General features: G+C 73.4%; 19 protein-coding genes. 9 read left to right on the plus strand and 10 right to left on the minus strand.

The annotated features are described in order from the left end of the window. Position 1 precedes the first annotated feature (1 nt). From ACH4ZX_RS04525 to ACH4ZX_RS04550, 6 genes are all read right to left on the minus strand, one after another. Positions 2-1,585 carry a hypothetical protein gene (locus ACH4ZX_RS04525; protein WP_398267354.1) on the minus strand — a complete coding sequence of 528 codons (1,584 nt, stop codon included), beginning with the start codon at positions 1,583-1,585 and terminating at the stop codon, positions 2-4. 5 nt (positions 1,586-1,590) lie between these two features. Continuing rightward, complete coding sequence (locus ACH4ZX_RS04530; protein WP_398267357.1) at positions 1,591-2,682, minus strand: hypothetical protein; 1,092 nt, start codon at positions 2,680-2,682, stop codon at positions 1,591-1,593. A 26-nt stretch (positions 2,683-2,708) separates the two neighbouring features. Further along, positions 2,709-5,336 carry a hypothetical protein gene (locus ACH4ZX_RS04535; RefSeq protein ID WP_398267359.1) on the minus strand — a complete coding sequence of 876 codons (2,628 nt, stop codon included), beginning with the start codon at positions 5,334-5,336 and terminating at the stop codon, positions 2,709-2,711. A gap of 69 nt (positions 5,337-5,405) precedes the next feature. Continuing rightward, positions 5,406-6,980 (minus strand): Hsp70 family protein, encoded by a 1,575-nt coding sequence (locus ACH4ZX_RS04540; RefSeq protein ID WP_398267361.1) that lies wholly within the window; start codon positions 6,978-6,980, stop codon positions 5,406-5,408. A gap of 117 nt (positions 6,981-7,097) precedes the next feature. Beyond that, positions 7,098-7,592, minus strand: a complete 495-nt coding sequence (locus ACH4ZX_RS04545) for a nucleotide exchange factor GrpE (RefSeq protein WP_398267364.1) — start codon at positions 7,590-7,592, stop codon at positions 7,098-7,100. Positions 7,593-8,271: 679 nt separating this feature from the next. Then, positions 8,272-9,195, minus strand: a complete 924-nt coding sequence (locus ACH4ZX_RS04550; protein ID WP_398267367.1) for an NADP-dependent oxidoreductase — start codon at positions 9,193-9,195, stop codon at positions 8,272-8,274. Between the two features lie 155 nt (positions 9,196-9,350). Here ACH4ZX_RS04550 and ACH4ZX_RS04555 point away from each other — a divergent pair, with 155 nt between their 5' ends. The 3 genes from ACH4ZX_RS04555 (at position 9,351) to ACH4ZX_RS04565 (ending at position 14,681) form a co-directional block, all read left to right on the plus strand. Then, positions 9,351-10,415, plus strand: a complete 1,065-nt coding sequence (locus ACH4ZX_RS04555) for a GlxA family transcriptional regulator (RefSeq protein ID WP_398267650.1) — start codon at positions 9,351-9,353, stop codon at positions 10,413-10,415. Between the two features lie 471 nt (positions 10,416-10,886). Then, positions 10,887-11,561, plus strand: coding sequence for a hypothetical protein (locus tag ACH4ZX_RS04560; protein ID WP_398267370.1), 675 nt, complete (start codon positions 10,887-10,889; stop codon positions 11,559-11,561). Between the two features lie 465 nt (positions 11,562-12,026). Further along, positions 12,027-14,681, plus strand: coding sequence for a glycosyl hydrolase (locus ACH4ZX_RS04565; RefSeq protein WP_398267373.1), 2,655 nt, complete (start codon positions 12,027-12,029; stop codon positions 14,679-14,681). Positions 14,682-15,268: 587 nt separating this feature from the next. On the opposite strand, the gene ACH4ZX_RS04570 is transcribed toward ACH4ZX_RS04565, so the two are convergent. The 3 genes from ACH4ZX_RS04570 to ACH4ZX_RS04580 are packed head-to-tail and all read right to left on the minus strand — an operon-like array spanning position 15,269 to position 19,757. After that, the gene (locus ACH4ZX_RS04570; protein ID WP_398267376.1) at positions 15,269-17,896 is read right to left on the minus strand and encodes a DUF2309 domain-containing protein; all 2,628 of its coding nucleotides are present in this window, start codon (positions 17,894-17,896) and stop codon (positions 15,269-15,271) included. Further along, positions 17,893-19,527: a proton-conducting transporter membrane subunit gene (locus tag ACH4ZX_RS04575; RefSeq protein ID WP_398267379.1), complete on the minus strand. Its 1,635-nt coding sequence runs from the start codon at positions 19,525-19,527 to the stop codon at positions 17,893-17,895. Before ACH4ZX_RS04575 ends, ACH4ZX_RS04570 begins: the two co-directional genes overlap by 4 nt. Continuing rightward, entirely contained in the window at positions 19,524-19,757 is a 234-nt protein-coding gene (locus ACH4ZX_RS04580; protein ID WP_398267382.1) for a hypothetical protein, read from the minus strand. Before ACH4ZX_RS04580 ends, ACH4ZX_RS04575 begins: the two co-directional genes overlap by 4 nt. A 291-nt stretch (positions 19,758-20,048) precedes the next feature. On the opposite strand from ACH4ZX_RS04580, the gene ACH4ZX_RS04585 reads away from it, so the two are divergent. From ACH4ZX_RS04585 to ACH4ZX_RS04610, 6 genes are all read left to right on the plus strand, one after another. After that, on the plus strand, positions 20,049-20,369 hold the full coding sequence (locus ACH4ZX_RS04585) for a helix-turn-helix transcriptional regulator (RefSeq protein WP_398267385.1): 321 nt from the start codon (positions 20,049-20,051) through the stop codon (positions 20,367-20,369). Beyond that, positions 20,366-21,241, plus strand: a complete 876-nt coding sequence (locus ACH4ZX_RS04590; RefSeq protein ID WP_398267388.1) for a DUF6671 family protein — start codon at positions 20,366-20,368, stop codon at positions 21,239-21,241. Before ACH4ZX_RS04585 ends, ACH4ZX_RS04590 begins: the two co-directional genes overlap by 4 nt. Positions 21,242-21,772: 531 nt before the next feature. Beyond that, on the plus strand, positions 21,773-22,609 hold the full coding sequence (locus tag ACH4ZX_RS04595) for a DUF4397 domain-containing protein (protein WP_398267391.1): 837 nt from the start codon (positions 21,773-21,775) through the stop codon (positions 22,607-22,609). Between the two features lie 380 nt (positions 22,610-22,989). Beyond that, a complete protein-coding gene (locus ACH4ZX_RS04600) occupies positions 22,990-23,391 on the plus strand; it encodes a class F sortase (RefSeq protein ID WP_398267394.1) in 402 nt (133 codons plus the stop codon). After that, positions 23,388-24,008: an RNA polymerase sigma factor gene (locus ACH4ZX_RS04605; RefSeq protein ID WP_398267397.1), complete on the plus strand. Its 621-nt coding sequence runs from the start codon at positions 23,388-23,390 to the stop codon at positions 24,006-24,008. The genes ACH4ZX_RS04600 and ACH4ZX_RS04605 overlap by 4 nt, the downstream gene beginning before the upstream one ends. Beyond that, complete coding sequence (locus ACH4ZX_RS04610; RefSeq protein WP_398267400.1) at positions 23,992-24,729, plus strand: anti-sigma factor; 738 nt, start codon at positions 23,992-23,994, stop codon at positions 24,727-24,729. The genes ACH4ZX_RS04605 and ACH4ZX_RS04610 overlap by 17 nt, the downstream gene beginning before the upstream one ends. A 511-nt stretch (positions 24,730-25,240) precedes the next feature. Here the strand turns inward: ACH4ZX_RS04610 and ACH4ZX_RS04615 are convergent. Continuing rightward, the gene (locus ACH4ZX_RS04615) at positions 25,241-25,645 is read right to left on the minus strand and encodes a hypothetical protein (protein WP_398267403.1); all 405 of its coding nucleotides are present in this window, start codon (positions 25,643-25,645) and stop codon (positions 25,241-25,243) included. Positions 25,646-25,661: the final 16 nt, after the last annotated feature.

Genomic DNA, 25,661 nt, shown 5'->3' on the forward strand with positions numbered 1-25,661 from the left:
CTCACTCCCTCTCCCGGGCGTGCCCGCGCCGCCACGGCAGCGGCCGTGGTCCCCGTTCCCGTTCCCGTTCCCGTTCCCGCTCGGGCTCCGGCTCCTCGGCGTGCACCAGGTCTCGCAGCGCCTCGTAGGTCTCCGTCTCCTCCCACAGTCCCCGCCGGTGGAGCCGCAGGATCCGCAGGCCGGCCCGGCGCGGCTCTCCGGGGGCCCGGCGCAGTGCGTGCAGCGCGGTGCGGGGGGCTCGGGCGAGCAGGTCCTGTTCCTCGCCCGGCGCGCCGTCGGCGAGGGAGGCGAGGAAGGCGCACGCCTCGGCGTCCAGGACCTCGGCCCGCGACTCGGCTGCGGCCGCCTCGAGGGCGGTGAGCAGCCCCGCCAGGACGGCACCCCGGTAGGGCTCGGGCAGCGGCGCGAGCGCGGCCCGCACGTCGCCCAGCGGTGCCGTCAGGGTCGCGAGGTGGCGTTCGGCCGCGTCCCGTACCCGCTCGGGCGGGACACCCGCCGCCTGCGGCCGCAGCTCCGCCACCGCCCGTACGAAGCCCGCGAGGCCGGAGTCCGCGAAATCGGAGTCCGCGAATCCGGAGTCCGCGAATCCGGAGTCCGCGAGGCCGCAGTCCGGCGAGTCCCTCCCGGTCGGTTCCCCGATCGGTTCCCCGGTCGGTTCCCCGGCCGGTGCCACGGCCGTGCCGTCCGGTGCGAGCAGTGCGCAGGCGGCCCGCAGCCGCCGTACGCCCGCCCGGGCGCCCTGGTCCGGAGCCGCGTCCCACAGGTCGGCCACGGCGTCCACCACGTCCAGCCGCCCGCCGGCCCACGCGCGCGCGAGGAAGCGCGCCGTCGCGCACGGCTCCGGAGCTCCGTCCTGCCGCAGCCCGTCGAGATCGAACACCGGGGCCGGCGCCCGCCCCGCCGTTTCCGGCCGCGTGCCGGTCAGATGACGGTGGTCGTCCTCCGGGCGGGCCGTGTACGTCGTGAACGTCAGCCGGGCGGTCAGGCCCGCCGGGAGGGTGTAGGAGACCGCGGCGATCCAGTCGACGACGCGTTCCGGATCCGCGGAGACCAGGCAGGCGCCCGCGCCCTCGCCGGCCAGTGCCCGCAGGGCCGCGGTGAGCAGCCGTTCCAGGAGGCGGACTCCCGTCTCACCGGTGGCGTCCAGCAGCCGGCGGACGCGGTCGGGGCCGACGGCGCTCCCGGGCACGAGTTCGGCGAGGTCGGGCAGGGCGTGGCCGTCGTCGGGCGCCGGGGACGGCGCCCGCTGCGGGGTGTCCCACAGCTCGACGGGGCGCAGGCCCGCCAGTTCCTCCGGGGCGGCGCACAGGGCGTGGCAGAAGTGGTTGCCGAGGCGTCCGGTGTAGTCCCGGCCGGTGAACCGGGTGCGGGTGAGGACGGCCGTGTCGTCGTCGGGGCGGTCGTAGGCGAAGGCCACCGGATGGTCGGCGGGCCGGACGGCGCCCGGCGGGGGCGTGTACCCGGTCAGGGGGCTCAGGACGCCGAGCGCGGGGCGGGCCGCCGGGGAGACGGCGGTGAAGCGGAAGCCGCCGTGCCGGCCGGCGGCCGACGGCGGGGCGGAGGTGTGGTGAGCCTGTCCGGCCATGCCGGTCATCCCCGTCCCCGGTCGAGGACGCCGAAGCGGTGCAGCAGCCACATCAGGGGGTCCTCCACGCGGTGCGGCCGGACGACGCCGCCGTGGCCGAGGCGGCCGCCACGCTGGGGCGCGGTGCCGAGCATGGAGAGGGCGAACAGTTGGTAGTCGGTGCAGAACCGGCGCAGCCGCGCGTCGAGTTGGTGTTCCTGCCAGCGGCTGAGCAGGGCCTGGAGTTCGGTGTGGACGGCGGCCCGGTCGTCGGCGTCGAAGACGGGTCCGGGGCGGCGGGTGCGGTGCAGGGCGGAGTTGTCCGGCAGGTGCGGCCACAGCAGGTCGGCCTTGGTGAGGGCGACGGCGACCGGAACGGTGACCTTCCCGCTGCCGCCCAGGTGGCCGAGCACCCGCGCCAGTACCTCGCCCGACCGGTCCGGCACCCCGTGGCCGCCGTTCAGCGGGGCGCCGGGCAGGTCCTGCGGGTCGACGAGGACGACGACGGCGTCGGCCGCGGTGAGGTAGCGCAGTTGCGTCTCCATGCGGTCCCGTGAGGTGAAGTGCTCGCCCGCGGTGTCGAGGAACACCAGGGTCAGCACGTGGTCGCGGGCGCGCCCGAAGCGGCCCCGCCGGGTGCGGCCGAGGCGGTGCACCAGGGGCCGGCCGCCGTCGTGCTCGGCGGTCTTGGGGACGGTGTGCTGCTGCTCGTACAGGTGCCGCTCGTAGCGTTCGTGGTAGTCGGCCATGGTGTCGTCGTCGCAGGGCAGCAGGGCCGCGTCGAGTTCGGCGCCGAGGCGGTGCAGCAGTTCGTGCACGAGGACGGCGATGTAGGTGCTCTTGCCCGAGCCGACGGGGCCCGCGAGCGCGACCAGTTTCCCGGGGGTGCGCAGATAGCCCTCCGGCAGCCGGCCCCCGCAGGCCGTGCAGCGCAGCCGGGTGGCGGTGCGGCCGCAGGTGCGGCACACCGCCGAACCGGCCCGGGGGTCGGCGGACGCCAGGCCCCGGTCCTCGGCGCAGGCGGCGGTGCCGCTCACGCAGACGTACGTGATCTGCGCCCTGGTGACGTTGCGGAAGCAGTGCGGGCACACCCAGGTGCGCCGGCGCGTCGGTCTCATGTCCCCTGCCTCATGTCCCCTGCCCCCTAGGTGATCCGGAGCGTGTGGTGCGGCGGGTCCCGCAGGACGAGCCCCTCTCCGACGGCGAAGCAGCGCAGCCAGCCGCCCGGACCGCGGGGCAGCCGCGCCGACAGCCGCACGTCCCGCCCCGGGCCGAGCTCCGCCCCGGCGAGGTCCGCGAGGACGTCCCCGTCGCCGGGCTCCAGCGGCCAGAGCGGGCCGTGCGAGCACACCAGCAGCAGCCGTTCGGCCCGTACGGGGGCGGACGCGGTGAACACGGCGGTGACCGTGCGCCGTCCGGGCATGCCGTGCCGCCGGAGCCGGTAACCGGCGTCGGTGCGGGCGGGCAGCACCGCCGTGCTGGGCGGGCCGTAGGTGCGCTGCCCGCCGAGCACGGCCACCGGCCGGACCTCGACCTCCACCCCGGCGCCGTCCGCGACCGGCAGCCGTACGCCCGCCTCGTGCCGGTAGGCGGCCCGGCCGACGGTGCGCCGCCGCTGGTCCTGCTCGCCGGGGGTCCGCCAGCTGACCTCCACCTCGTCGCCGGCGTCGGGCGGCCAGTCGAGGACGACGGCCACGCCCGTGCCGCCGTGCCGGGTGAGGGTGAGGGCGCCGAGCGGCCGCACGGCGGCGACCGTGTGCGCTCCGGTGACGGCGCGGTCCCCGGCGACGGTGACCGCCTGCACCACCGTGGGCCGGTCCGGTCTGGGGAACCGCAGCCCCTCCGGGGCGTGCTCGGCCGTGATCGGCCGCCCGGGCAGTTCGGCGGTGCGCAGCCGGGTGCCGGGCGGCCACGGGGGTGCGTCGCCGAGGGCGTACAGGCGCACCTCACCGCCGGACGGCGGGTCGAAGGAGGCCAGGAGGCCGCCCTCCACGGGGCGGATCTCCAGGTCCGTGACCGGTTCGGGCGGCCCGAGGGGGGTGGCGGTGAGCGAGACGCCGCCGGTGCGCACGGGCCGCCCGTCGTCGGGGTGGTAGAGGACGTGGACGCGGTAGCGGTACGCCGTGCCGTTGGTGAGTCCGCCGTCCGTGAAGCCGTCGCGGCGGGCCGCGACCCGTACGGGCTCGCCGTCCGGCCCGACGCGGACGACCTCGACGGACCGGGCCTGCGCCGGGCAGGTCCAGGCGGCGGTGATCGCGCGGTCCTCGGGGCGCAGTCGCACGCCGCTGACGTCGGGCCAGTACGTGACGGGGCCGCACACCGCGAGCGGCGAGGGCGCGCTGTCGGGTTCGGCGGCCCGGCGCACGGCGACCGCGTAGTACAGCGGGACGCAGGCGGGGGCCGAGCGGTCCGCGAACGAGGTGGCCCGCGGCGACGGCAGCGGCAGCCCGGTCCCGTCGGCCGGGTCGTGCGGCGGGCGGCGTTCGGCGCGCCGCAGCACGTACTCGGGCTCGCCCGCCGTGGACGGGCTGGGCCGCCAGGTCAGGATGACGCCCGTGCCGTCGGGCGTGGCGGTCAGGCCGGAGACCGGGCGGACCGTGAGGGCCCGGCGCACCGCGTCGGCGCCCGGCACGTCGCGGGCGACGGCCTCCGCCCGTTCCAGCAGTTCCCAGGCCAGGTCGGCGTCGCGGGCCGGCAGCCCCCGGGCCCGGTCGACCAGGGCGCGGGCCTCGGCGAGCTTGTCGCGCACGTGGGCGACCAGGGCGCGGGCCTCGTCGGGCAGCGCGTCGGCGGGCAGGCGGTCGGCGACGGCCGCCGCCTCCGCGAGCCGCCCGTCCGCCGCCAGCCGCGCCAGCCGTGCCTGGAGCGGGTTCCCGGCCTCCTCGTGCAGCACCGCGAACACCAGCCGCCGGGCGTCCGGTACGGCGATCGACAACTCCCCGGTCGCGTGCGCGAGCAGGGTGGCCGGGGTGGCGCGGGCGGCGAGCCGCTCCCGCAGCGGCGCGGCCACCTCGTACAGCCGGACCTGCGCGAGGCCCTCGGCGCCCTGGTCGGCCAGCACCCGGCGCACGGCGGCGGCCACGGCCTGGGCGGCCGTGTGCGCGGCGCTGTGCGGCAGCCGGCTCCAGCGGCGGGCCGCCGACTCCACGGCCGCGGCCTCGACGGGCGGCGCGTCGAAGAGGCGTACCGGCTGCGGGGTACGGCCGCCCGGGGCGCCGGTGGCGAGGAAGTCGTCGAGGTGGCGCAGCCTCAGCACCTCCAGGTGGCGGCCGCAGCGGGCGTAGGCGGGGTGCGGCACCTGCCTGGGCAGCGGGTCCGGTTCGGCGATGCGCAGCCCGAGGCCGGGCAGCAGGTCCCGGGCCTGTGCCTCGCCGACGCGGTGCGCCGCGGCGGCTTCCGCGAGGGTGACCTCGGTGAGCAGGCCAAGCCCGGCCGCGGCCTCCCGCAGCGTCGCGTGCAGCGCCGCCTGCCCGGCCCCGGCCTGCCGGTCGTGCTCGGCCACGGCCGCCCGCAGCGGGCCCAGGTCGCCGCCCGCCGCGGCCTCGAACAGCGGCCGGTGGATGAGGTGCCCGGCCTCCAGCTCCTCGATGACCGGGCGGTACTTGAGGCGGGCGCGGTTGCGGCGCCAGCAGGCGCGGACCGCGGCGACCGTCTCGGTGACCACCGGCCCGTCCAGGCGTCGCGGCAACTGGTAGCGGGTGCGCAGGTCGTCGGTCACCGGCAGTCCGGCGTCGAGCACGTCGCTCCGGTAGCGCTGCTCGTCGAACGCCACGCGTGCCTCCCCCGTCCTTCCCGGTCCTTCCCCGGTCCTTCCCCGGTCCTTCCCCGGTCCTTCCCCGCGTCAGCTGAAGCGCTGGCGGCTCAGGGCGTCCCGTGCGGTGGCGACCGCGTCCGGTGTCATGCCCCCGATCTGCACGGTCAGTTCGAGCTTCTCGCCGGTCTCCTTCTCCACGGCGACGACGCCGAGAAGCCCGGAGGAGTCCAGCGTGTAGACGCACTGGATGGGCCAGTTCTCGGGTTTGCCCGGCGGAATGGCGAGATTGCCCTCGGCGACACAGGTGTTGTGTGCCAGCTCCTCCGACTCCTCCACGCCCGCCTGCTCCATCACCCGGATGCGCACGCTGCGCTGCCCGGCGTGCGTGGTGTAGAACTCGTCGGTCACCGACACGGGCAGCGGGTCGTTGGCGTGCACCAGGTGGAAGACGTAGTGCCGGTCCGTGCCCCGGTCCACGAGCTGGATGCCGTAGCCGCGCGAGGCCACGGTGGAGATCTGGTACGGGCGGTGCGGCAGCCCCGTCTCGGGCAGGTCCGGCATCTGCTCCGCGGGGAGTTCACCGCTGGAGACGATGTACGCGGCCCGGTCCAGGGCGTAGATCGCGGCGCCGCGGGCGACCGCGAGGTCGGGGTTGTGCAGCCTGGGTTCGAAGCCGAACTGGGTGCGCAGGGCCTCGGCCACCGCGGGCATCTTGGTGGCGCCGCCGACCAGCAGCACCTCCTCGAAGTGCGACACACCGCGCTCGGCGGCCAGTTCGACCGTGCGGCGGGTGATGTCGACGGTGCGGTCGAGCAGGTCGGCGGTGAGTTCCTGGAGTTTCTCCCGGGTCAGCTCCACCGCTTCGACCTTGCCCTGGTGCATGACGCGGACGGTGTAGCGCTCCCGGAAGGACAGCGACTTCTTCGCCTCCTCGGCGTCCTTGCGCAGCTGCGTCTCGGACTGGGGGTCGGACAGCGGGTCGTCGACGTCCGGGAAGCGCTCACGGAACCGCTCCACCAGGTGCATGACGATGCGGTCGTCGAAGTCGCTGCCGCCCAGCTCCTTCGCGCCGTCCGTGCACAGCACGGTCAGTTCGTGCCCCCGCAGGGTGAGCACGGTGGTGTCGAAGGTGCCGCCGCCGAGGTCGTACACGAGGACGGCCCGGTCCTCGCGCGCCTCGTCTCCTTCCAGGGCCCCGTAGTCGAGCGCGGCCGCGATGGGCTCGGCGACCACGTCGAGGACGCGCAGGCCGGCGATCTCGCCCGCCTTGCGGGTGGCGTCCCGCTCCGCGAGCCCGAAGTAGGCGGGCACGGTGATCACCACGTCGCGCACCTCCTCGCCGCCGGCGGCCTTGGCGTCCTCGACGAGTTTGCGCAGGATGCGGGCGGAGATCTCCTCGGGGGTGTAGGTGCGGCCGTGGAACTCGCGCGGCACCACATCGCCCATGTCCCGCTTGACGAGCTGCACGACGTGCTCGGGGTCGAGGACAGTGGCGTCCTTGGCGCTCTGTCCCACCACCACGCTGTCGGCGCTCTCGAAGTAGACGACGGACGGTGTGGTGTCCGTTCCTTCGAGGTTGCGCAGCACGGTCGGTCTGCCCACGTCGTCGATGCGTGCGACGCACGAGTAGGTGGTCCCAAGGTCGATGCCGTAGACGGCCATACGGTCTCCCGCCGCCGGGACGGCCGCGCGTCACGCCCGCCCCGTCTGTCGTTCCGCCAGTCGTCAGTTGTGAGCGCTGTAAGCCGTGCCCGTCGAGCTCACCGGAGCCGGAGTCGTTCACGGGACGTCCGGTTCCCACCGGGAGACCACGACGTCGGCCTTGCGTACGACCCGCTCCCCCTTCACGAACCCGGCCGCCACGACGCGCGCCACCGTCCGGTCCGCCTCGGGCCCGTCGGCGGCGGCCCGGCCCACCGGACGCTGCAACGCCATGTCGAACGCGTCGCCGGGCCGGGGCACGTACCGCTCCACGCCGGTCCTGGCGACGGTGTCCGCCGCCTCGTCGGCCAGCGCGGTCAACAGGGTCCGCAGCGCGTCGGCGTCGAGCGGGCCGGTGACGTTCTCGGCCTGGCGCAGGATCTGATCGTGGAGCCGGATCAGCGAGTGGCGCACGAGGTCCAGCGCCATGTCGATCTCGCCCCGGCGCAGCCGCTCGACCTCGTCGTGCAGCCTGGTGACGATCTCCTCACGGCGCTCGGCGAGCTGCTGCTGACGAGCGAGCGCTGCGGTGAACTCGCTTGCCAGCGCACAGGGTTCAACGCATTCCGGCACATCGCTCACAGTAGACCAAGGACGCACGGCGCGTCAGCAGACCCTGTCACGATCGCCTGCCGGGTCCGCGCCATCGCGTTGCCCGGTCCGCGCCCGGGCCCCCGCTCCACCAGCCGGCGATGCCCGACCGCGTCAGCCACCGGGCTTGACGGAACCATGGACGTCCCAGCGCCTGGACGACGGTGTTCAGAGTGCCCCCGGAGACCGTGTTGTGCACGTCGCACGTGCCGGTCCGGATACCCTCCAGGGCTTCTGCTTCCCGCCGCCAGGCCTCGAGAGCCTGGGCGAATGCGAGATCCTGCCGGGGCAGGGCGAGCCAGTACCTCTGCCGGCTCGACAGCACGTTCCGCGCTGGCAGGCTCGGCGAGAGGGGTCAACTCACCCTGGCCGCCCGGCCCTCCGTCCGAATGCCGTGGTCAGACCAGGTCCCGCGGGGACGTCCACATCTGCTCCCCCGCCGCGCCCGCGGTGCCGCGGCCAGGGCCATGAGGCGGGGGGTCATCACGTCCACGAGGGCCTCCACCGTTTCCCGTGCACAGGTCGCGTCGGGCGTAAAGCACGGTGGACGCAGGACAGGGACGAGGCCGCCCCCATGGTGCGCCGCCCGCGATCCCGGTCCTGCCGGCAGGTCAGGAGCGCACCCGGCCGCCGACGAACTGCGGCCTGCCTGGGCGGCGGATCAGAGGACCGTCAGGACGATCTTGCCGGTGGTGCGCCCCTGCTCACCGATCTGGTGCGCCTTCGCGGCCTGCGCCAGCGGCAGGACCGTCTCGATCACCGGCTTCAGTTCGCCCCGCTCCACCAGGGCGGCGATCTCGCGCAGGCCCCGGTGGTCGGGCTCGACCAGCACCCACATCGCCCGCACGCCGTCCCGGGCGGCGGGCACGTCGTCGGGGCCGGTCAGGGTGATCAGCCGGCCGCCGGCCCGGAGGACCTGCAGGGAGCGCTCGGCCGTCTCTCCGCCGATAGCGTCCAGGACGACGTCCACGCCGGTGACGACGTCCTCGAACCGCACCGCGCGGTAGTCCACCACCTCGTCCGCGCCCAGCCGCCGCACCAGGTCGTGCTTGCCCGCACTGGCCGTGCCAATCACGTACGCGCCGCGAGCCTTGGCGATCTGCACCGCGAAGTGCCCGACCCCGCCGGCCGCCGCGTGCACCAGCACCCGCTCACCGGGACGCACGTCGGCGGCGTCCACCAGGGCCTGCCAGGCGGTCAGTGCGGCCAGCGGCAGCGCCGCGGCCTCCGCGTGGTTCAGGCCCACCGGCTTCGGGGCGAAATGCCGGGCCGGCGCCACCACGTACTCGGCGTAGGCACCCGCCTGACGAGGGAACAACGGCATCCCGAAGACCTCGTCACCGGGGCGGAACATCCCCACGCCGGGTCCGACGGCCTCGACCGTTCCGGACACGTCCCAGCCCACCGCGGGCACCGCGCCCCACTCGATGAGAAACCCGCCGGCGCGGGTCTTCCAGTCCACCGGGTTCACTCCGGCCGCGTGCACCCGCACCAGGACCTCCTGCAGTCCGGGCCGAGGGCGCTCGATCTCCCGCTCGACCAGGCTCTCCGGTCCGCCCCATCGCTCCACAACCACCGCACGCATGTTGCCCATCTCTCCCTTTCGCTTCTTTCGGCCGGCCACCGGGAGGTCCCCGGCGGCGGCTCGGTCCACAGTGCGGCACCCCGGTCCGCGATGGTGTTGGCCGTTTGGCCATCATGTGACAGGATCTGGCCATGAGCGAGACGCGGTGGGCGGCCATGGAGGACGGCGTTGACCGGACGGAGGGTGCGTCGCCCCGGCGGCACCGGATCGCCGTACTGGCCCTGCCCGGGGTCCCGCCCTTCGAACTCGGGATTCCCTCCCGTGTCTTCGGCAACGCGGCGGACGCCGAGGGCCGCCCGCTGTACGACGTCACCGTCTGCACCTGCGACGGCGCCCCCGTGCCGAGCGACGCCGGTTTCGCGGTGCAGCCCGCGGCCGGACCCGAGGCCCTGGCGGCCGCCGACACCGTGATCGTCCCGCCGACGCACGCCATGCGCGAACTGGGCAGTGGCGGTCCGCTCCCGCCGGAGGTCACCGCGGCCATCGCGGGCATCAGGCCCGGCACCCGGCTGGTGTCCATCTGCTCCGGTTCCTACGTGCTCGCCGCGGCCGGGCTTCTCGACGGACGACCGGCCACCACGCACTGGAACCTGGCCCCGGAGTTCCGCCGGGCCTACCCGAAGGTCAAGGTCGACGAGGACGTCCTCTTCGTCGACGACGGCGACGTGCTGACCTCCGCGGGCGTGGCCGCGGGCATCGACCTGTGTCTGCACATGATCCGCCGAGACCACGGCGCGGCCGCCGCGAACCGGGCCGCCCGGATGTGCGTCGTACCGCCCTGGCGGGACGGCGGACAGGCCCAGTTCATCGACCGTCCGGTCCCCGAACCCACCGTCGCCGACACCACCGCCACCCGCGCCTGGGCACTGGAACACCTCGGCGAGCCGCTGACGCTCACCCAGCTCGCCGAGCACGCCCGGATGAGCCTGAGGTCCTTCACCCGGCGCTTCCGGGACGAGGTCGGCATGACACCGGTGCAGTGGCTCACCGCACAACGGCTGGAACTGGCGAAGCAGTTGCTGGAGATCACCGACCTGCCGATCGACATGGTCGCGCACCGGGCCGGATTCGGCTCCGCGAACTCCCTGCGCGCACACATGCGCACCGCCTTCGATGTCTCACCCGCCGCTTACCGCCGCGCCTTCAGCCCCAAGGGCCCTGCGGGATCCCGCAGTCGAGGCCGCCGCGCAGCGCAGGGCCGCCTCACGCGCTCCGGGTGACCGCGAGCACCGGGGCCCCGTGGCCGTGATCACCGGGCCGATCACCGCGGTCATGAGTGTTCCGGCCCCGTCCGGACCGCAGCCGGTCTGCGGCTGTGCCTGAGATGCCGGAAAGGTTCCGGCTCGCAGAGCGAGCCCGAGCCCGCCCCGGTCATCTCGCCGTCGAACCGCCTGCCGAACCGGAGTTGGCCCTCACCTGCGACACCGCCGGGTGACAGATCGGCCTCCACGGTCGCGGCGCGGCGCACCGCACCAGGCGACCCGCACAATGCCGCCCCGGGCGCACCGCCTCCCGTCCGCCGGTTGTGGAGCGTGGTCGCCGGGCGATTCGTGGCCAGGCACACACAGGGTCATCACGGGTCGGCAACGAGCCCCCATCGGCCGCAACCGCGAGTGGCTTGACATCATCCGTCCCTGCGACAGGGATCGGGTCGGCCCGGCAGGTCCCGCGACCAGAAGAAGGAGTCCGTCATGGCAACCGCTGGCAAGGTCACCCGGCACAGACCCACCGCCGCTCTCCGCACGACCGCGGTGAGCGCGTCCGTCGTCGCCGCCCTGGCGTTGTCTCTCACGGCCTGCGGGGGAGACAGCGGTACCACCACGTCCCCGGCCACCGGTCACGCGGCGACGACCGGGGCCGGTTCCGGCGGCGGGGCCGGCGCCACAGCGGCCGGGAGCAAGCCCGCCGGATCGACCACTGCGGATGCGAGCGACGCCAAGCCGTCGTCCTCCTCAGCCACTTCAGCCCCCACCGCGCCGCCCGCACCCGCCGAGCCGGCCGCCTCCAGCACCAGCGGCTGCGACCACAGGATGCCGATCTCGCCCGACGAGATCGCGGTCTACCGCTACACCCCCGAAGGCGGGTCACTGAACCTGATCGTCAGGTACGGCAACTGGGGTTGTGCTCCGGCGGATTCCGACGGCGCCCCGTTCGTCACCGTGGGCAAGGAGACGTACCTGCCGATGGATCAGGCCGCGTACATCACCGCCACCAACCCCATCGTGGAGAGCACCGAGAACCAGCACATCGGCGTGCAGGAGTTCCTCGACTGGCTCGAAGCGCACCCCGACAGCGGGCTGGTCTTCAAGTACCACCTCGACGGCGAAGGGGCCATCGACCGCCTCGACGAGGTGTTCACCCCCTGACCTGTCACAGGACAGCCTCCCGGCTTGTGCCGCCCGCTCCACGGGCCGGGACCCGCCCGTGGCATCGGCTGCCGGCGCGCACGCACCGTTCCGAAGCCACGGTTCGTCGCGCGGTGGCCGGCCTGTGTCCGGCTGTGCGCAGGTGGCGCCAGAGCCCGGCGGGGCGACGGTGGGGTTCGAAGCCCGAGCCGTGGAGGAGGGAAGTCGCCGGGGTGTGGGCGATGGCCCGTCAACACCGGCTCGCCGGGCCGCGCTTGACGGGAGCTGTGCCCTCGCTGCGGCGGGCAGGCCGGACGGTCGACGCCGCTGTTTTCGAAACCATTACCTTGGTCGGGCCATAAAGTTGCTGTAAACGTCTGGGATCGAGGGACGTCGCGGGAGTACGTTTCCGGCGCTCGGCAGTAGGAGATCAAGTGCGGCCACAGGGGCAGCCACGGCCTACGCCGGAGAAGCCGGAGACAGTCCATGCTTGTGCATTCCGCACGGCGCAGACCGCGCCGCGGGGCGGAGGGCAGCGGGCGGGCGGCGCTCGCCGCCGCCGCAGCGGCACTCCTGATAGCGGGGACGGGACCCGTCGCCGCGTACGGGTTGGACGGGGACAAGGGAGCGGGCCGCCACGAAGTGGCCGGCGAGGAGTCCCACGAGCTGATGGAGTCCCTTGACACGTTCAACGAACCAAGGCTTTCCCCCGGTGGCCGGATCACGCCGGGCGCTTACGCCGATGCCTGGGCCCACATCCAGAACATGCCGGTGAAGAACGGGAATTGGAGCGAGGTGACCACCTCGCCGTACAACGCGGACGCGTTGCACTACCGCGACCGGTCGGCCTCCAACTCCGGTGGCGGTGCGGGTCACTCGGCGGGCCGCATCGCCGCCCTGGCCACCGACCCGACACACCGGGGCGTGGTCTACGCGGGCGCAGCCGGCGGCGGTGTGTTCCGCTCCACCGACGACGGCAGGACCTGGACGCCGATCGCGGACCGGCTGCCCGCCCTGTCCGTGGGGGCCCTCGCGGTCGCGCCCGACGGCTCGCTGTGGCTGGCCACCGGCGAGGCGACCACCGCATCCGACAACTACCTCGGCAGCGGCGTCTACCGGCTCGCCGACCCGGTCACCGGCACCTTCAGCGACAGCGACAAGGTGGGCGGCACGGAGCTGGACTCGGCATCCATCCACACCGTCGCCTTCGACAAGGCCGCCGGTTACGTCTTCGCGGCCTCTTCGCACGGCCTCTTCCGGCGCCCGTTGTCGGCCGGACAGTCCACCGTCTGGACGAAGGTGCTCGCCCCGTGCGCGGGCATCGGCATCAGCGGGGTGACCTGCGGGGTGGACAGCCACTACGCCGACATCGCCAACGACATCGCCGTACAGCCCGGCAGCGACGGCACGAGGCTGCTGGCCAACGTGGCCTGGCGCAGCGGCGCCGACTACAACGGCTTCTACTACTCCGAGGACGCCGGCACCACCTGGAAGCGGGCCAACCCCACCGGTGCGATCAACCCCGCCGAGATCGGCAACGCCGCCTTCGCCTACTCGGCTGACGGCAGCAGACTCTACGTCTCGATGGAGTCCCCCAAGCTCCTCAACAAGTCCTCCGGCGCCGGTGTGTACTCGGTCCTCGCCGGCGTCTACGTCAGCCGGAGCGGCGACGCCAACGGCTCGTTCAAGCAGATCGCGACCTCCTCGTCGCTGTCGACCAGCGGCTCGGCGATGAAGGTCAACGAGATCGGAACCGGCTACCAGCCCGGCTCCCAGGCCTGGTACGACCAGGTCATCGCGGTCGATCCCAGCGACCCGGACCACGTCTACCTCGGCCTCGAGGAGGTGTTCGAGTCCAGGAACGGCGGCGCCACCTGGAAGGCGATCGGCCGTTACTGGAACTTCGGCATGACCTGCTTCTCGTACGACCCGGCCGCGAACTCCTGTGACGGCGACGTACTGCACTCCGACCAGCACGCGCTTGCCTTCTCGCAGTGGAAGGACGCGGACCCGGAGGTGTTCGTCGGCAACGACGGCGGCGTCTACGCCCGCCCCACGGCCCAGACCACCCCCGGCTGGCGCAACCTCAACGAGTCGGGCACCCTGCGCAACCTCCAGTACTACTCGGTGCGCGCGGGCAGGATGCCAGACGGCAGCGGCGAGGCCGTCTGGGGCGGCCTGCAGGACAACGGCGTCTCACTGCTGGCGCCCCAGGGCGCCACCTACCAGGGGCAGCAGCTCAACCCGTACGGCGAGATGGTCTCCCCGTTCGGTGGTGACGGCGGCGACCAGCTGGTCAACCCTGCCAACGGCTGCCAGACGGTCGGAGAGTACGTCGACCTGGCGCTGCAGATCACGAACAACTGCGGTTACACCGCCAGTGACGACGGCTCCGAGGACGTGATCACCGACATCGCGCCCGGCGACCCGGGTGCCCGCTTCATCGCCCCGTTCAGCGCGGACGAGACCGACCCGAACGGCCTGTGGGTGGCAGGGGGCCAGTACGTCTGGGGCAACAGCAGGACCTGGCAGAGCACCTCCGGAGCCGACTGGACCAAGCTCTACGACCTGGGCGCCGGCCGCTCCGCCTCGGCGGTCACCAGCCGCGACCACGTGACCTGGGCGGCCTGGTGCGGCCCCTGCTCCTCGGTCACCGACTCCTTCGGGCGGGGCATCGCCACCAACTACGGCGGCAGCTGGCACCAGGTGGATCTTCCCGCCGCCTTCCCCAACCGTTACATCTCCGGTCTGACCGTCGACCCGTCCGACGCCTCCGGCGCAACGGTCTACGCGGTGATCAACGGCTTCTCACGGCACTGGAACGAGGGACCCGGCGCCGGCTACGGCCACGTCTGGAAGACCACGGACGGCGGAAAGACCTGGAACGACGTCAGCGGCGACCCGGCAGCCGCGGACTCCTTCCCCGACGCCCCCGCCAACGCAGCGCTCGTCACCAAGGGGGGCACGCTGGTGGTCGCCACCGACCTGGGCGTGTTCACCAGCACCTCGGCGGGCCACTGGGCCCGTCTGGGGGCCGGCCTGCCCACCTCGCCGGCGGTCTACCTCTCGTCGAGCCCGGACGGCAGCCGGATCTACGTGGCAACGCACGGCCGAGGCATCTGGAGGACACCAACGCCATAACGCCACACCGGCCTCCTCCGCAGACCCGGCTCGTCCGGGTGGCAGCGCCCGGCCCCCGACGGTCAAGAACGCCGTGGGCCGGTCCGGGGCTCGCGTGACCTGACGCCGGTCTCCCCGGCCCGATCGCGGGCCGGGAGACCGGCGTCTTCGCATGGGGTGGGCGCACGGCTCCGATGCGGCCGACCGAGCGCAGCGGAGACCGCATCCGAGACGGTGCCCGGACTCATGCACCACGCCCTGGAACTCTCCGGCGGGCCGGGTGGCCGTTCCCCGGGGCTGTCGCACCGGGCGCACCATGCCCGCCGGCGGGCGCCTCGCCCCGTTCGCCGGCCGACCGCCGGCACGGCGCACGTCCATCTCCACGCCGGAGCCGCTCCGGGTGGGCTGCCGGCCCCGTCCGTCATGGGCTCGGCACGGCCGGAATCGAAGTGGTACTCCGGCCCGGCCGGACGGGGCGTGCAGGTGAGGTGCGCATGCGGTCCTCAGCCTCCGCGGTGCCCCGGTCCGGCGGCAAGGTGTACGCGGTGCTACGGGTGATCGGGGTCCGGACGGCATCGGCGGTGAGTGGACGGCGATGCAGGTTCCGGTCAGGCCGGGGCGGTCCCGGACAGCGTCCCCGAGGGGCTCCAGGGCTGCCAGCCGTCGGGGCCACGGCGGTGCCAGGGTTGATGGGTGTGTGTGCGGGCGGCGAGCGTGATCCACCCGTGGCCGATCAGGTGGCGCAGGATCTGATGGCGGGCGATGAGGGTGTCGAGGCGGTCGAGGGGGGCGTGGACGAGGGTGAGCAGGCGCTGGGGTTCGTGGCGCAGTTGGCTGCCGTCGCTGAGGGACTGCCAGGGAAGGCCGGCTTGCAGGTCGCTGGTGGCGCCGGCCAGGACGCCTTGGCCGGCGCCGGTGATGTTGTGCAGGGCTTTGGTGCCGGCACCGAAGGTGTGGAGGTCGACGGTGGCGAAGTAGTACTGGCTGTTGATCCACTGAGCCACGACGAGGGGGGCGGTGAGGATGTTCTCCAGGACCGTGCCGTCGCCGTCGCGGGTGTGGTCGTAGTCGTGCAGGAAGACGCGTCGTTCGAGGTCGAGGCCACGGGTCAGGGCGCGGGGGGCGATGACGAGGGCGGCATTGCCGGCCAGGCCCCACTCGGGGAACGGCTGGGCCCAGTCAGCGGCGCGGGTGGCGACGTGGCGGCGCGCGAGCCGGGGGCCGGGCCGGGTCGGAGCGGCCGGCAGGACGGTGCAGCGTTCGGCGGCCAGCTGGGTGCCCGCGCGCTCCAGGTCGGCGGTGAGCCGGGCGGCGTCCGTCTGGTGGGTGGCGGGCAGCAGGTGGGTGTCCAGGAGCGTGACGTGGTCGGTGGTGGTGTCGTGTTCGGCAGCCAGGAAGTGGGTGGTGCCGGGGATGGCGATGCCGTGCTCGGCGAGGTCGGCGCGGACCTGGGCATGGTTGAGGAGGGCGGCGGCGGCGCGGGCGTTGGGTCCGCCGGGGTGACCACCGCAGGCGCCGCAGTCCAGCGCGGCCTGGTAGGGATTGTTGGTGGTACGGGCGGCATGCCCGACGAAGACGACCAGGCGGGCGAAATCCTGGGTGAGGCCCATCAGGGTCAGCACGGTGCGCGCGGTGTGCAGGCGCTGGTCGCGGGTGAGGTTGTCGATGGTGATGTCGGTGACGGCGGGTGGGGTGAGGCGGCGGGTGATCCGTCTCAGGGCGTGCGTGGTGGCGCGGGGGGCCAGCGTGCGGGCGGCGGCCAGGGGCCCGGCGGCCCAGCCGGTGGCGTCGGCCAGTGCGAAGGGCGCGGCCGGGTGATGTTTGGCGGTGCGCCAGGCCTGTGCGGCGGCCGCGAGCACCTGGCGGCCGGCCAGGTGGCGTCCTGCTCGGCTGTGGTGCCCCGGGGCGGGGCGCTCGGTGAGGTCGTGCTGCGGGGAGGCGAGGGCGGGGCAGTGGGTGCGGGGGGCTCCGCCGGCCAGGTCGCTGAAGCGCAGCGCGACGGCGAAGAATCCGGCGAAGCCGAGCGTCTGGTAGGCACCTTGCTGCTCGAGGTGGCGGCGCAGTCCTTCGGAGCGGGGATCGATGCAGCACACCACCTGTGCCACAGGACGGTCACCGTCCTGCTGGTGGGTCAGGGGACGGTTCAGGGCGGTCAGGAGCCGGTCTCGGTAGTGGCCTTCGTACGCCTCCAGCCACACCAGGGCCCGCCGGGTGAACGGCAGGAGGGCGAGCAGCCCGGCCAGGCGGTCCTGTGCGTTGCGGCCGTAGGCGGTGATGCCGAGGTGGGGCATCAGGTGCGCGGCCCGCTGAGCGGGCGTCGGCTGTCGCGGACCGGCGTTCCGGCAAGGTGCTGCCGCGATGTAGGCGGTTCCGTAGGGGAACCGGGGGGCGAGCAGGGCGGCTTCGACGCCGGTGCGCAGTGCCAGGTAGCCGACCAGGTCCGAGGCGGCGTCGGCGTGCTGTTCGGCGTGGCCGCGCAGACGGGCCGCCCAGCCGGGCAGGCAGGCCAGGTGTGCCTGCAGGTAACCCATCCGCTCGGCCTCGGGCACACCGAGTTCGTCCAGGGCGTTCAGCAGGGCCTGTTCGGGCTGGTCGGCCAGGTGGCGCAGGCGGGCCCGGGCAGTTCGGGGCAGGTGGGGGGTGTGGGGAGCGAGGGCGTGCCATGCGGCGTACAGGCCGAGATGGCGGCCGGGCATGGGCCAGGAGGCCTGGCCGTCGTCGAGGTAGGCGGCCAGGTAGGTGATGATGTGGGTTTCCAGGAGCGCGGCCGCCTGGGGGTCGAGGCGCTCCAGCAGGGTGCGGTTGGTGCGCTGCGGGTGAGGGGGCAGCAGGCCGTGGTGGAGTTCGGCCAGCAGCACCGTCTCAGGCTCGAGGCGCCGCCCGGACAGGCTGATCGCGGGTCCGTCGAGCGCGGTGGGCGCGTGGCTTGCCAGGGCGGCGCGCAGGTCGGCGTCGGTGATCCGGCCGCGCCGCCAGGCGGCGCGCAGCCAGGTCTCGGGGGGCAGGGCGCGGGCGCCCAGCAGGATGCCGGCCGTCTCAGCCGCCTCGGCGAAAGGCTTCTCCGTCAGGCCGCCGAGCGGGTTGACGGCAATGAAGTCCCGCAGCGGCCAGTTCGGAGGCAGGATGCGGGCCGCCTCGGTGACGTCGGCGAGCAGCCGTCGGAACGCCGACTGTGCGACGGCCGGCTGCCGGGGCGTGGGAGAGCCGGGGGCGGCAGGGGTGGGGGTGGTGATCACGGGTGGACTCCTTCCGACTGGGTCGCCAGGACCCTCACCGAGGCAGGCGTGGCGCCGGGCACGGTGGGCACCGGCGTGGGCACGGGAACCGAACCGGGTGCCCGGAGGGCAGGTGCGGCGGTCAGTGGCGGCTGGCCGGCGGCCAGGACGGACGCGTACAGCCGGTCCTGGAGGCCGGTCCGGCGGTGCGACCGGGCGGGCAGAAGCGCCGCCGCGGCGAGCAGCACGAGGATCGCTGCCAGCGTCCAGGCCGGCGCGGCGGCAGGACCGGCCGGGGCGAGCGCGGGACCGAGGCCGCGGGTGAGGGCGGTCAGCACCGCCAGATAGCCGCCTGCCAGGGCGGGCAGGCCCACCAGGAGCAGCACCACGCCCGTGAGGGTGCTGCGGCGGCGCAGCCATCCCCAGGCTGCAGCGGCGGCGGTGACGACGGTGAACGCCAGCAGCACCCCGGCGCCGGACTGCTGCTGCGGGTGCAGCAGGCGCGCCGCGAGGATGATGGCGAGGGCCGCCGCTGCCGGCGCGAGGCCGGCCAGTACGGCCGCGCGGGCACGGCCGATCGGGGCGGGGGGCGGCTCCTGCAGGCGGCGGACGTGAGCGTGGGCAGCCGAGCCCGAGCCGAGGAACAGGTTGGCCTTGAACAGGCCGTGGGCGATCAGGTGGGCCACTGCCGCGGCCAGCAGGCCCATGGCGCAGCTCAGCAGCATGAATGCCATCTGGGCCATGGTGGAGTGCACCAGCGCACCCTTGACGTCCGGCCGCACCAGCATGATCAGCGTGGCGGCGACAGCGGTGACGGTGCCGAGGGCGACGGTCAGCCAGGTCGCCCACCAGTCGGCCGCGACGACGGGGTGCAGGCGGATGAGGAGGATGCCGCCGGCGTTGACCACGCCGGCGTGCAGCAGTGCCGACACCGGGGTCGGGGCGGCCAGGGACGCGGGCAGCCAGCGGTGCCAGGGCAACTGTGCGCAGCGGGCGGCAGCTGCCACCACCAGCAGGCATCCGACCACCGCCCCGGTCACGCCTCCGGCTGCCGGGGCCGGATCGGCGGCCAGGAGGCGGAGATCGTTCTCGCCGCCCGCAGCCAGATGCAGCACGACGGCGGTCCAGAGCGCGGCATCCCCGTACAGGACCATGCGGGCGGTGCGCCGGGCCGCCTCGCGGGCCGCGGGGGCAGGCCGGTACAAGCCGACCAGCGCCACCAACGCCGCCCCGGCCAGCGACCAGGCCAGCGCCAGGGCGGGCAGCGAGGCCGCGGTCACCATGGCCGCGGTTGCCGCGGTCAGGAACCCGGCCCGGGCGGCGAAGCGCCGCCCGGCGGGGTCGCCCTGCAGGTGGCGACGGGCGAAGACCTGCACGACCGCGCTGACCGTGCACACCAGTACCAGCAGGGTGACGGTGAGCCGGTCGGCGACCAGCCCGACCCACAAGTCCCTGCTCACGCCGGGGCGGGCCGTGGCGACCGGGCCCTCGACGGCGACCACGACGGCGAGTGCTGCGGCGGCCGTGGCGGCCAGGGCACTGCCCGCCACGGCGAGGCGGCAGGCCGCGCTCCGAGCCCGGGGCAGCAGGCCCACCGCCGCTGCCGTGGCAGGCAGCAGAACGGCCGCCGGCAGCAGAACGGCGGCGCTCACGCGTCCACCCCCGAGTGCGAGACGGGCGTGATGTCGTCGGCCGGCGGGACGTGCTCAAGACAGTGCGGCAGCAGGGCCCGGCCGTCGAAGCCGCCGATGCGCACGCGCACGAACGAGTCGCGGACCACGCAGTACAGCGACCGTCCGCGCTCCAGTTCGCCGGTTATGTAGGCGCCTATTTCCCGTGCGGCGCGGCGGCGTCCGCCGGAGGGAGAGACGGCGATCACCACGTCCGGTGGGGGGCTGGCCCACTTGTGTGCCCATCGGGCGGCCTGCTCGTCCGCTGCGGCGGACGAAGCCGCCCGGATGACATCCTCTGCGGTCCAGCGGCCCGGCGACTCCGGGCTTTCGTGCCCGGTCGGCGCAGGCCGGCGGCCGGGGCGGGGCGTTGTGTCAGGTGCGGCCATGAGAACCTCCAAGCTCACAGGACCAATGTTGCCGGACTCAAAATACATGACACAGATGTCCTGTAAAGCGAAGTGTGATTCACGAGACAGGGGAAGTCGGGTACATTGGCGGGCATGCCGCACTGGACGTTCCTGACCAACCACGCCCATGTGCTGCTGTGCGTGGTGCGTGACCCCGAGGCCCGGCTCCGGGACATCGCCGACACCGTCGGCATCACCGAGCGGGCCGCGCAGCGGATCATGACCGATCTGGTGGAGGCCGGATACCTCGAACGCACCCGGCAGGGCAGGCGCAACATCTACCACCTGCACCCGGGCCTGCCCCTGCGCCACCCGATGGACCGTGAGACCGCCATCGGGCAACTCGTCTCCGTACTCACCGGCATCGACCACGAGCCCCCGCCCGGCCCCGGCGCGACGGAAACCATGCCGTGAGCGGCCACGGTGCGCACCACCCCTACAGCGGGACGAAGGCGGCCATGGCGACGCGCCACGGCAAGCACCAGGTCGTCGGGCCCGCCCTGGCCGAGGGAGTGGGGCTGCGCCTGGTGCTGGCCGAGGACGTCGACACCGATCAACTGGGCACCTTCACCGGCGAGATCCCCCGCCGGGGTACCCCCGTCGAGACGGCGTTCCGCAAGGCCCGACTCGCCCTGGAGGCAACGGACCTGAACTGCGCGGTCGCCAGCGAGGGTTCCTTCGGCCCGCATCCGGTGGCACCGCTGCTGCCCTGCGGGCAGGAGTTGCTGGTCTTCCTCGACGCCGAACGCGGCCTGCGTGTCGTCGAGCGCAGGATCACCCCGACCAACTTCGCGCACCACACCAGCACCGGCCTTGATGCGCCGACCAAGGCGTTCTGCGACCGTGTCGGGTTCGGGTCACACGCTCTGATCGTGCGCCCCCACACCGCCGTCGAGGACCGGTCCCCACTGCTGCACAAGGGCATTCAGGAGCCTGCGGCCCTGGCGGAGGCGATCGCGGAGTGCGCGGCGGCCTCGGCATGCGGCCGCGCCCGCCTGGAGACCGACATGCGTGCCCACCTCAACCCCACGCGCATGCAGCAGATAGGCATCCTCGCCGACGGCCTCGCCGCCCGGCTGGCCACCCTCTGCCCGGCCTGCGCCGCCCCGGGTTACGGCGTCATCGACCGCGAAGGCGGACTGCCCTGCGGTCTGTGCGGCACACCCACCGAATGGCACCGCGCCCTCGTCCACGGCTGCGCCCGCTGCCCTCACCGCGCCATCCACCCTCGTGACGACGGCCTCACCCGAGCCGATCCGGCCCACTGCCCCTCCTGCAACCCCTGAGCCGCAGGCCGTGTCCTTGGCCGGGCAGCCCCCCGGCGGGCGGCGGCCCGTGGAGCACCGTCATGAACCCGATGACGCAGCCTCCGTCGCCGCCGGTGGCCACGTCGTGTCCCACACACCGCCGAACGCCCTGGGCACCGGTTCCGCCGCAGCACTCGCGGAGCATCGCGCCGAGGGACCACCATGCCGCCCGGACCGTCCAGGCGGATTTCGCCCTGGTTCCGGCGAACCGCACCGTCCCCCCGTCGTGATCGTCGGCGACCCGCCTCGCGCCCTGTGCGCCCTCGTCCGGCAGGCTGCCGCCCGCCCTGACGAGCCGTCATCGCATCGACCCGCCCCGCAGGCAGGGCGACCACCCAGGACCTCGCAGCCCACCTTCTCCCCGACCGAGTGCGGCGCACACCACGGGAAGCCGTACGTATGACGGAGTGCCGAAAAAACATGCCGATCGAGTGAAACCAGATCCCCGGTCCTGGCGGAATCCGTTCTCACAGACCCGAAGACCTCTCGACCGGGAAGGGGAAGACCGCCATGACCACTCGTGCTGCGGGCGCAGCCCTGGCCGCAGGCATAGCCGTCACCTTGTCCGTCACCGCGGGTGCTCCCGCACTCGCCCGGCCGCAGGCGGCCGACGGCCGGCAGGCCACCGTCTCGGTCCTGCACGGCGTACCGGGCCTGACGGTGGACGTGTACGCCGGGGACAAGGAGCTGATTCCCGACTTCAAGCCGGGCACGCTGACCGACCCGATGAAGCTGGACGCCGGCTCCTACGACATCAAGATATTCAAGGATGGTGAGGGTCCGGACGGCACGCCCGCCATCGAGAAGACCGTCGACGTGCCCGCCGGGGCCAATGCGACCCTGGTGGCGCATCTGACGGCCGACGGCAAGCCCGCACTGGACGCGTTCGTGAACGACACCTCGAAAGTACCGGCGGGCAAGGCGCGGCTGACCGTCCGACACGTCGCAGCCGCTCCCGCTGTCGACGTCCGGGCCGGCCAGAAGCCGGTGTTCAAGGGGCTGACCAACCCCAAGGAGGCCACCGCAGAGGTTGCCGCCGGCACCGTGTCGGCCGACGTCGTGCTGGCAGGCACCGACAAGGTCGCGATCGGCCCCGCCGATCTGAACCTCGCCGAGGGCACCAACACCGTGGTCTACGCATGGGGGAGCGCCGCGGACAAGAACCTGGCGCTGAAGACGCAGACCATCACCGGCATGCACTCCGCCCCCGGTGGCGTCCCGGCCGGTGAGACCGGGCAGGCCGCGGCACACAACGAGAGCCTGCCGCTCGGCGCACTGTCGCTGGGCGCGGTCTCCGTTCTCGGCATCACCGGTCTGCTGCTGCGACTGCGGTCCAGCGCCCGCTGAGTACACCGAAGCGCCGATGGTGCGGAGGGGTGCCGCCGCCACCCGGCGGCGGCACCCGGCGTCTTACGGCAGGAAGGACTCTTTGAACGATGGGCAGGACTCGGTCACGTCGTGCCGTCGTCCTGGGGCTGGCAGTGGCGCTGGCAGGGCTCCTCGTCTCGGCCCTGCTCGTCACGGATGCCTGGCGGGACGATACGCGTTCCGGCGCCGACGACTTCGGAGTGGTTCCGGCCGGCAGCGCAGCACCGGGGCCGCGAGCGTCGCACACCGCTCCGGCGGTTTCCCCGGCCGGCGCCGGGGCGACGGAAGTTCCTTCGCCCGCCCCCAGCGCGCCCGAGCCCTCGGAACTCTCGCTGCCGAGGCTGAAGGTACGTGCTGCCGTGGACCCGGTGGGCGTCGACACCGACGGCCAGGTGAAGGTTCCGGGCGACCCGAGAAGGGTCGGCTGGTACCGCTTCTCCCCCGCGCCCGGTTCAGCCGAAGGCTCCGCCGTCCTGGTCGGCCACATCGACGCCAGGGGACGCGGACTCGGCGTCCTGGTCGCCCTGAACGAGGTCCGGCAGGGCGACCGCGTACTGATCGAGCGATCGGACGGCAGCACGGTGGAGTACCGCATCACCGCGCGTCGCACCATCGGCAAGAAGGCCCTGGCCGGCTCAGGTGTGTTCCGCCGCGACGGCCGGCCGGTGCTGACACTGATCACCTGCGCCGGCCCCTATCTACCCGACCAGGGCGGTTACCAGAACAATCTGGTCGTCACAGCCGTGGAGGCACCGAAATGACGGCGAGCTGGGGCGGCTCCGAAGTTCTCGCGGCCGGTGTCGCCGCCGTGACCGCCGTTTCCGACGACCACCTAGCCGAGGGGTTCGCCGCCGGTGACGAGTCGTGCCTCAACGAGGCCTACCGCCGCTGGGGGGCGCTCGTCTTCACCGTCGCCTCGCGCAGGCTCGGGGACACGGAGGAAGCGAAGGACGTCACCCAGCAGGTCTTCGTCGGAGCGTGGAACGGACGCAAGAGCTTCGATCCGCACCGCGGATCCCTGAAGACATGGATCATGGGCATCACCCACAAGAAGGTCGCGGACGCCCTCATCCGCCGCTCCCGGCACGTCAGAGACATCGAAGCGCTCACGGTCGCGGCAGCGGCGGCAGCGGCCGCAGGCCGCCAAGCAGCAGGCCCGTCGGAATCGGTACTGGACTACGTTCTGCTCACGAAGGAACTCGATACGCTTCCCGAGCAGCAGCAGACCGTGCTCAGAATGGCGTTCTACGAAGACCTCACTCAGTCACAGATCGCCGAGCGCACCGGTCTGCCGCTGGGCACGGTCAAGAGTCACACACGGCGCGGACTGATGCGTATGAAGAACCGGTTGGAGGTGGACGGTGAAGCACACCGATGAGGAAACCCTGGCACTGATGGCACTCGGTGAGGTGACCTCCCCCTCGGCCACGGCTCACCTGCACGAGTGCCTTCGTTGCCGCAAGGAACTCGACAGCCTTCGCCGGGTGGTCTCGGCGATGAGAACGCCCGTACCCGCAGAGCACGAACTGCTCCAGCCGCCGGACGGTCTGTGGAACTCCATCGCGGACGAACTGAACATCCCCACCCGGCACGGTCCGGCCGCGACGCCACCCGCACCCGGCGCGGCCGAACCTGCACGCCGAGCGGGACTGCGCCGCCTGGGCCGCTTCACCGTCGTACTCGCCGCCTGCGCCGCGCTGCTCGGTGCGGCAGCGGGTTCCACCGTCACCTGGTGGGTCACACAGACCAGCTCACCGGGTGCCACGCCCGCGACAGACGGAAGACGGCTGGCCTCACTGCAGGCCAGGGCCGCGGGCTATGCCCGCCTCACCGCCGACAGCCGCGGCCACCGCACCCTCGACATCACCGTCAAGGGCCTGCCCACGACCGTCGGGTACTTCGAGGTGTGGCTCATGGACCGCACCCACACCGCGCTGGTCTCCATGGGCGTCCTCGGCCCCGACGGCCACGCCACCCTGCCCGTCCCCGACAACATCGACCTCCGCGAGTACTCGGTCGTCGACGTCTCCGTCCAGTCCTACAACGGCAAACCCGACCACTCCGGGGACAGCGTCGTCCGCGGCCCCTACGCCGGCTGACAGCGGCCGGCAGGGCCCGGTTCCGGCCGCTATGGGACCGACCCCGCCGCCGCAGACGGAAGGCAAGGCGGAAGCCACGTTGCCGTGAACCGTGGACGCGATACGGACGGCCATGGGCGTGTTCGAGTCGCCCGGCGCCTCCGGCAACCGGACTGGCGGCTTCTGCCTCCGCGTCGATGCCGGAATCGCCCGGAGTGAGGACACCGCGGGCGAGCGTCCGCATGCCCCGCGCCCGGACGGTACCCACTGTTCGACCGACGGCCGGACCCGCTCGAGGATGTCCAGCCCCTCGTGGACCCGGCTGGGTTCGGCCGGCACCTGGGCGGCTCGAACCACCAGCGCGCGAGCACGGGATTGCCGATGCCGGCCGAGGCGAGGCTGTCGCCGCATCCCAGGAAGTACTCCACGGATCCCTGGAGGTCGCCCAGCGCCGCCCTGATGCGGGCCCGGGTCGTCAGGCAGGCGTGGTGTCCGAGGGTGAACCGGTCCGGACGCGGCCCCAGGCAGGCCGTCAGCCGCCGGCCTTGAAGGAGCCGTGGATATCGCGTACCTGGACGACAACGCCGTGAGCGCCTCCGGAGACATTGTTGTGCACGTCGCCACGGCCGGTGCCGGGGCCGGCGCCCTCCAGTGCCTCGGCCTCCCGCCGCCAGGCTGCGAGCGCCTCGGCGAAGGCGGGATCCTGCCGGGCACGCAGAGCCAGTGCCTCCGCCAGTTCCACGGCACGGTCCGCGTTGGAGGGCGCCTCGGCGAGGGCCGTCAACTCGCTCTCGTCGTACGGCTCTCCGTGCGACGGACGCCGTCTGACCAGGTTTCGCAAGGTTGTCCAGATCTGCTCCCCCGCCGCACCCGCCGTGCCCCCGGCAAGGGCCATGAGCAGTTCAGGCGCAATCGGATCCATGACGTCCTCCACCATCTCCGAAGCAAGTTGT

This window comes from Streptomyces sp. NPDC020490 (genome assembly GCF_044335305.1).
Lineage (GTDB): Bacteria > Actinomycetota > Actinomycetes > Streptomycetales > Streptomycetaceae > Streptomyces.

What these genes read in the sequence shown, in the direction of transcription:
- ACH4ZX_RS04525 (WP_398267354.1), bottom strand. Translation starts at nt 1,585, where the DNA reads ATGGCCGGACAGGCTCACCACACCTCCGCCCCGCCGTCGGCCGCCGGC.
- ACH4ZX_RS04565 (WP_398267373.1), top strand. Translation starts at nt 12,027, where the DNA reads ATGCTTGTGCATTCCGCACGGCGCAGACCGCGCCGCGGGGCGGAGGGC.
- ACH4ZX_RS04555 (WP_398267650.1), top strand. Translation starts at nt 9,351, where the DNA reads ATGGAGGACGGCGTTGACCGGACGGAGGGTGCGTCGCCCCGGCGGCAC.
- ACH4ZX_RS04540 (WP_398267361.1), bottom strand. Translation starts at nt 6,980, where the DNA reads ATGGCCGTCTACGGCATCGACCTTGGGACCACCTACTCGTGCGTCGCA.
- ACH4ZX_RS04550 (WP_398267367.1), bottom strand. Translation starts at nt 9,195, where the DNA reads ATGCGTGCGGTGGTTGTGGAGCGATGGGGCGGACCGGAGAGCCTGGTC.
- ACH4ZX_RS04530 (WP_398267357.1), bottom strand. Translation starts at nt 2,682, where the DNA reads ATGAGACCGACGCGCCGGCGCACCTGGGTGTGCCCGCACTGCTTCCGC.
- ACH4ZX_RS04605 (WP_398267397.1), top strand. Translation starts at nt 23,388, where the DNA reads ATGACGGCGAGCTGGGGCGGCTCCGAAGTTCTCGCGGCCGGTGTCGCC.
- ACH4ZX_RS04585 (WP_398267385.1), top strand. Translation starts at nt 20,049, where the DNA reads ATGCCGCACTGGACGTTCCTGACCAACCACGCCCATGTGCTGCTGTGC.
- ACH4ZX_RS04560 (WP_398267370.1), top strand. Translation starts at nt 10,887, where the DNA reads ATGGCAACCGCTGGCAAGGTCACCCGGCACAGACCCACCGCCGCTCTC.
- ACH4ZX_RS04595 (WP_398267391.1), top strand. Translation starts at nt 21,773, where the DNA reads ATGACCACTCGTGCTGCGGGCGCAGCCCTGGCCGCAGGCATAGCCGTC.
- ACH4ZX_RS04615 (WP_398267403.1), bottom strand. Translation starts at nt 25,645, where the DNA reads ATGGTGGAGGACGTCATGGATCCGATTGCGCCTGAACTGCTCATGGCC.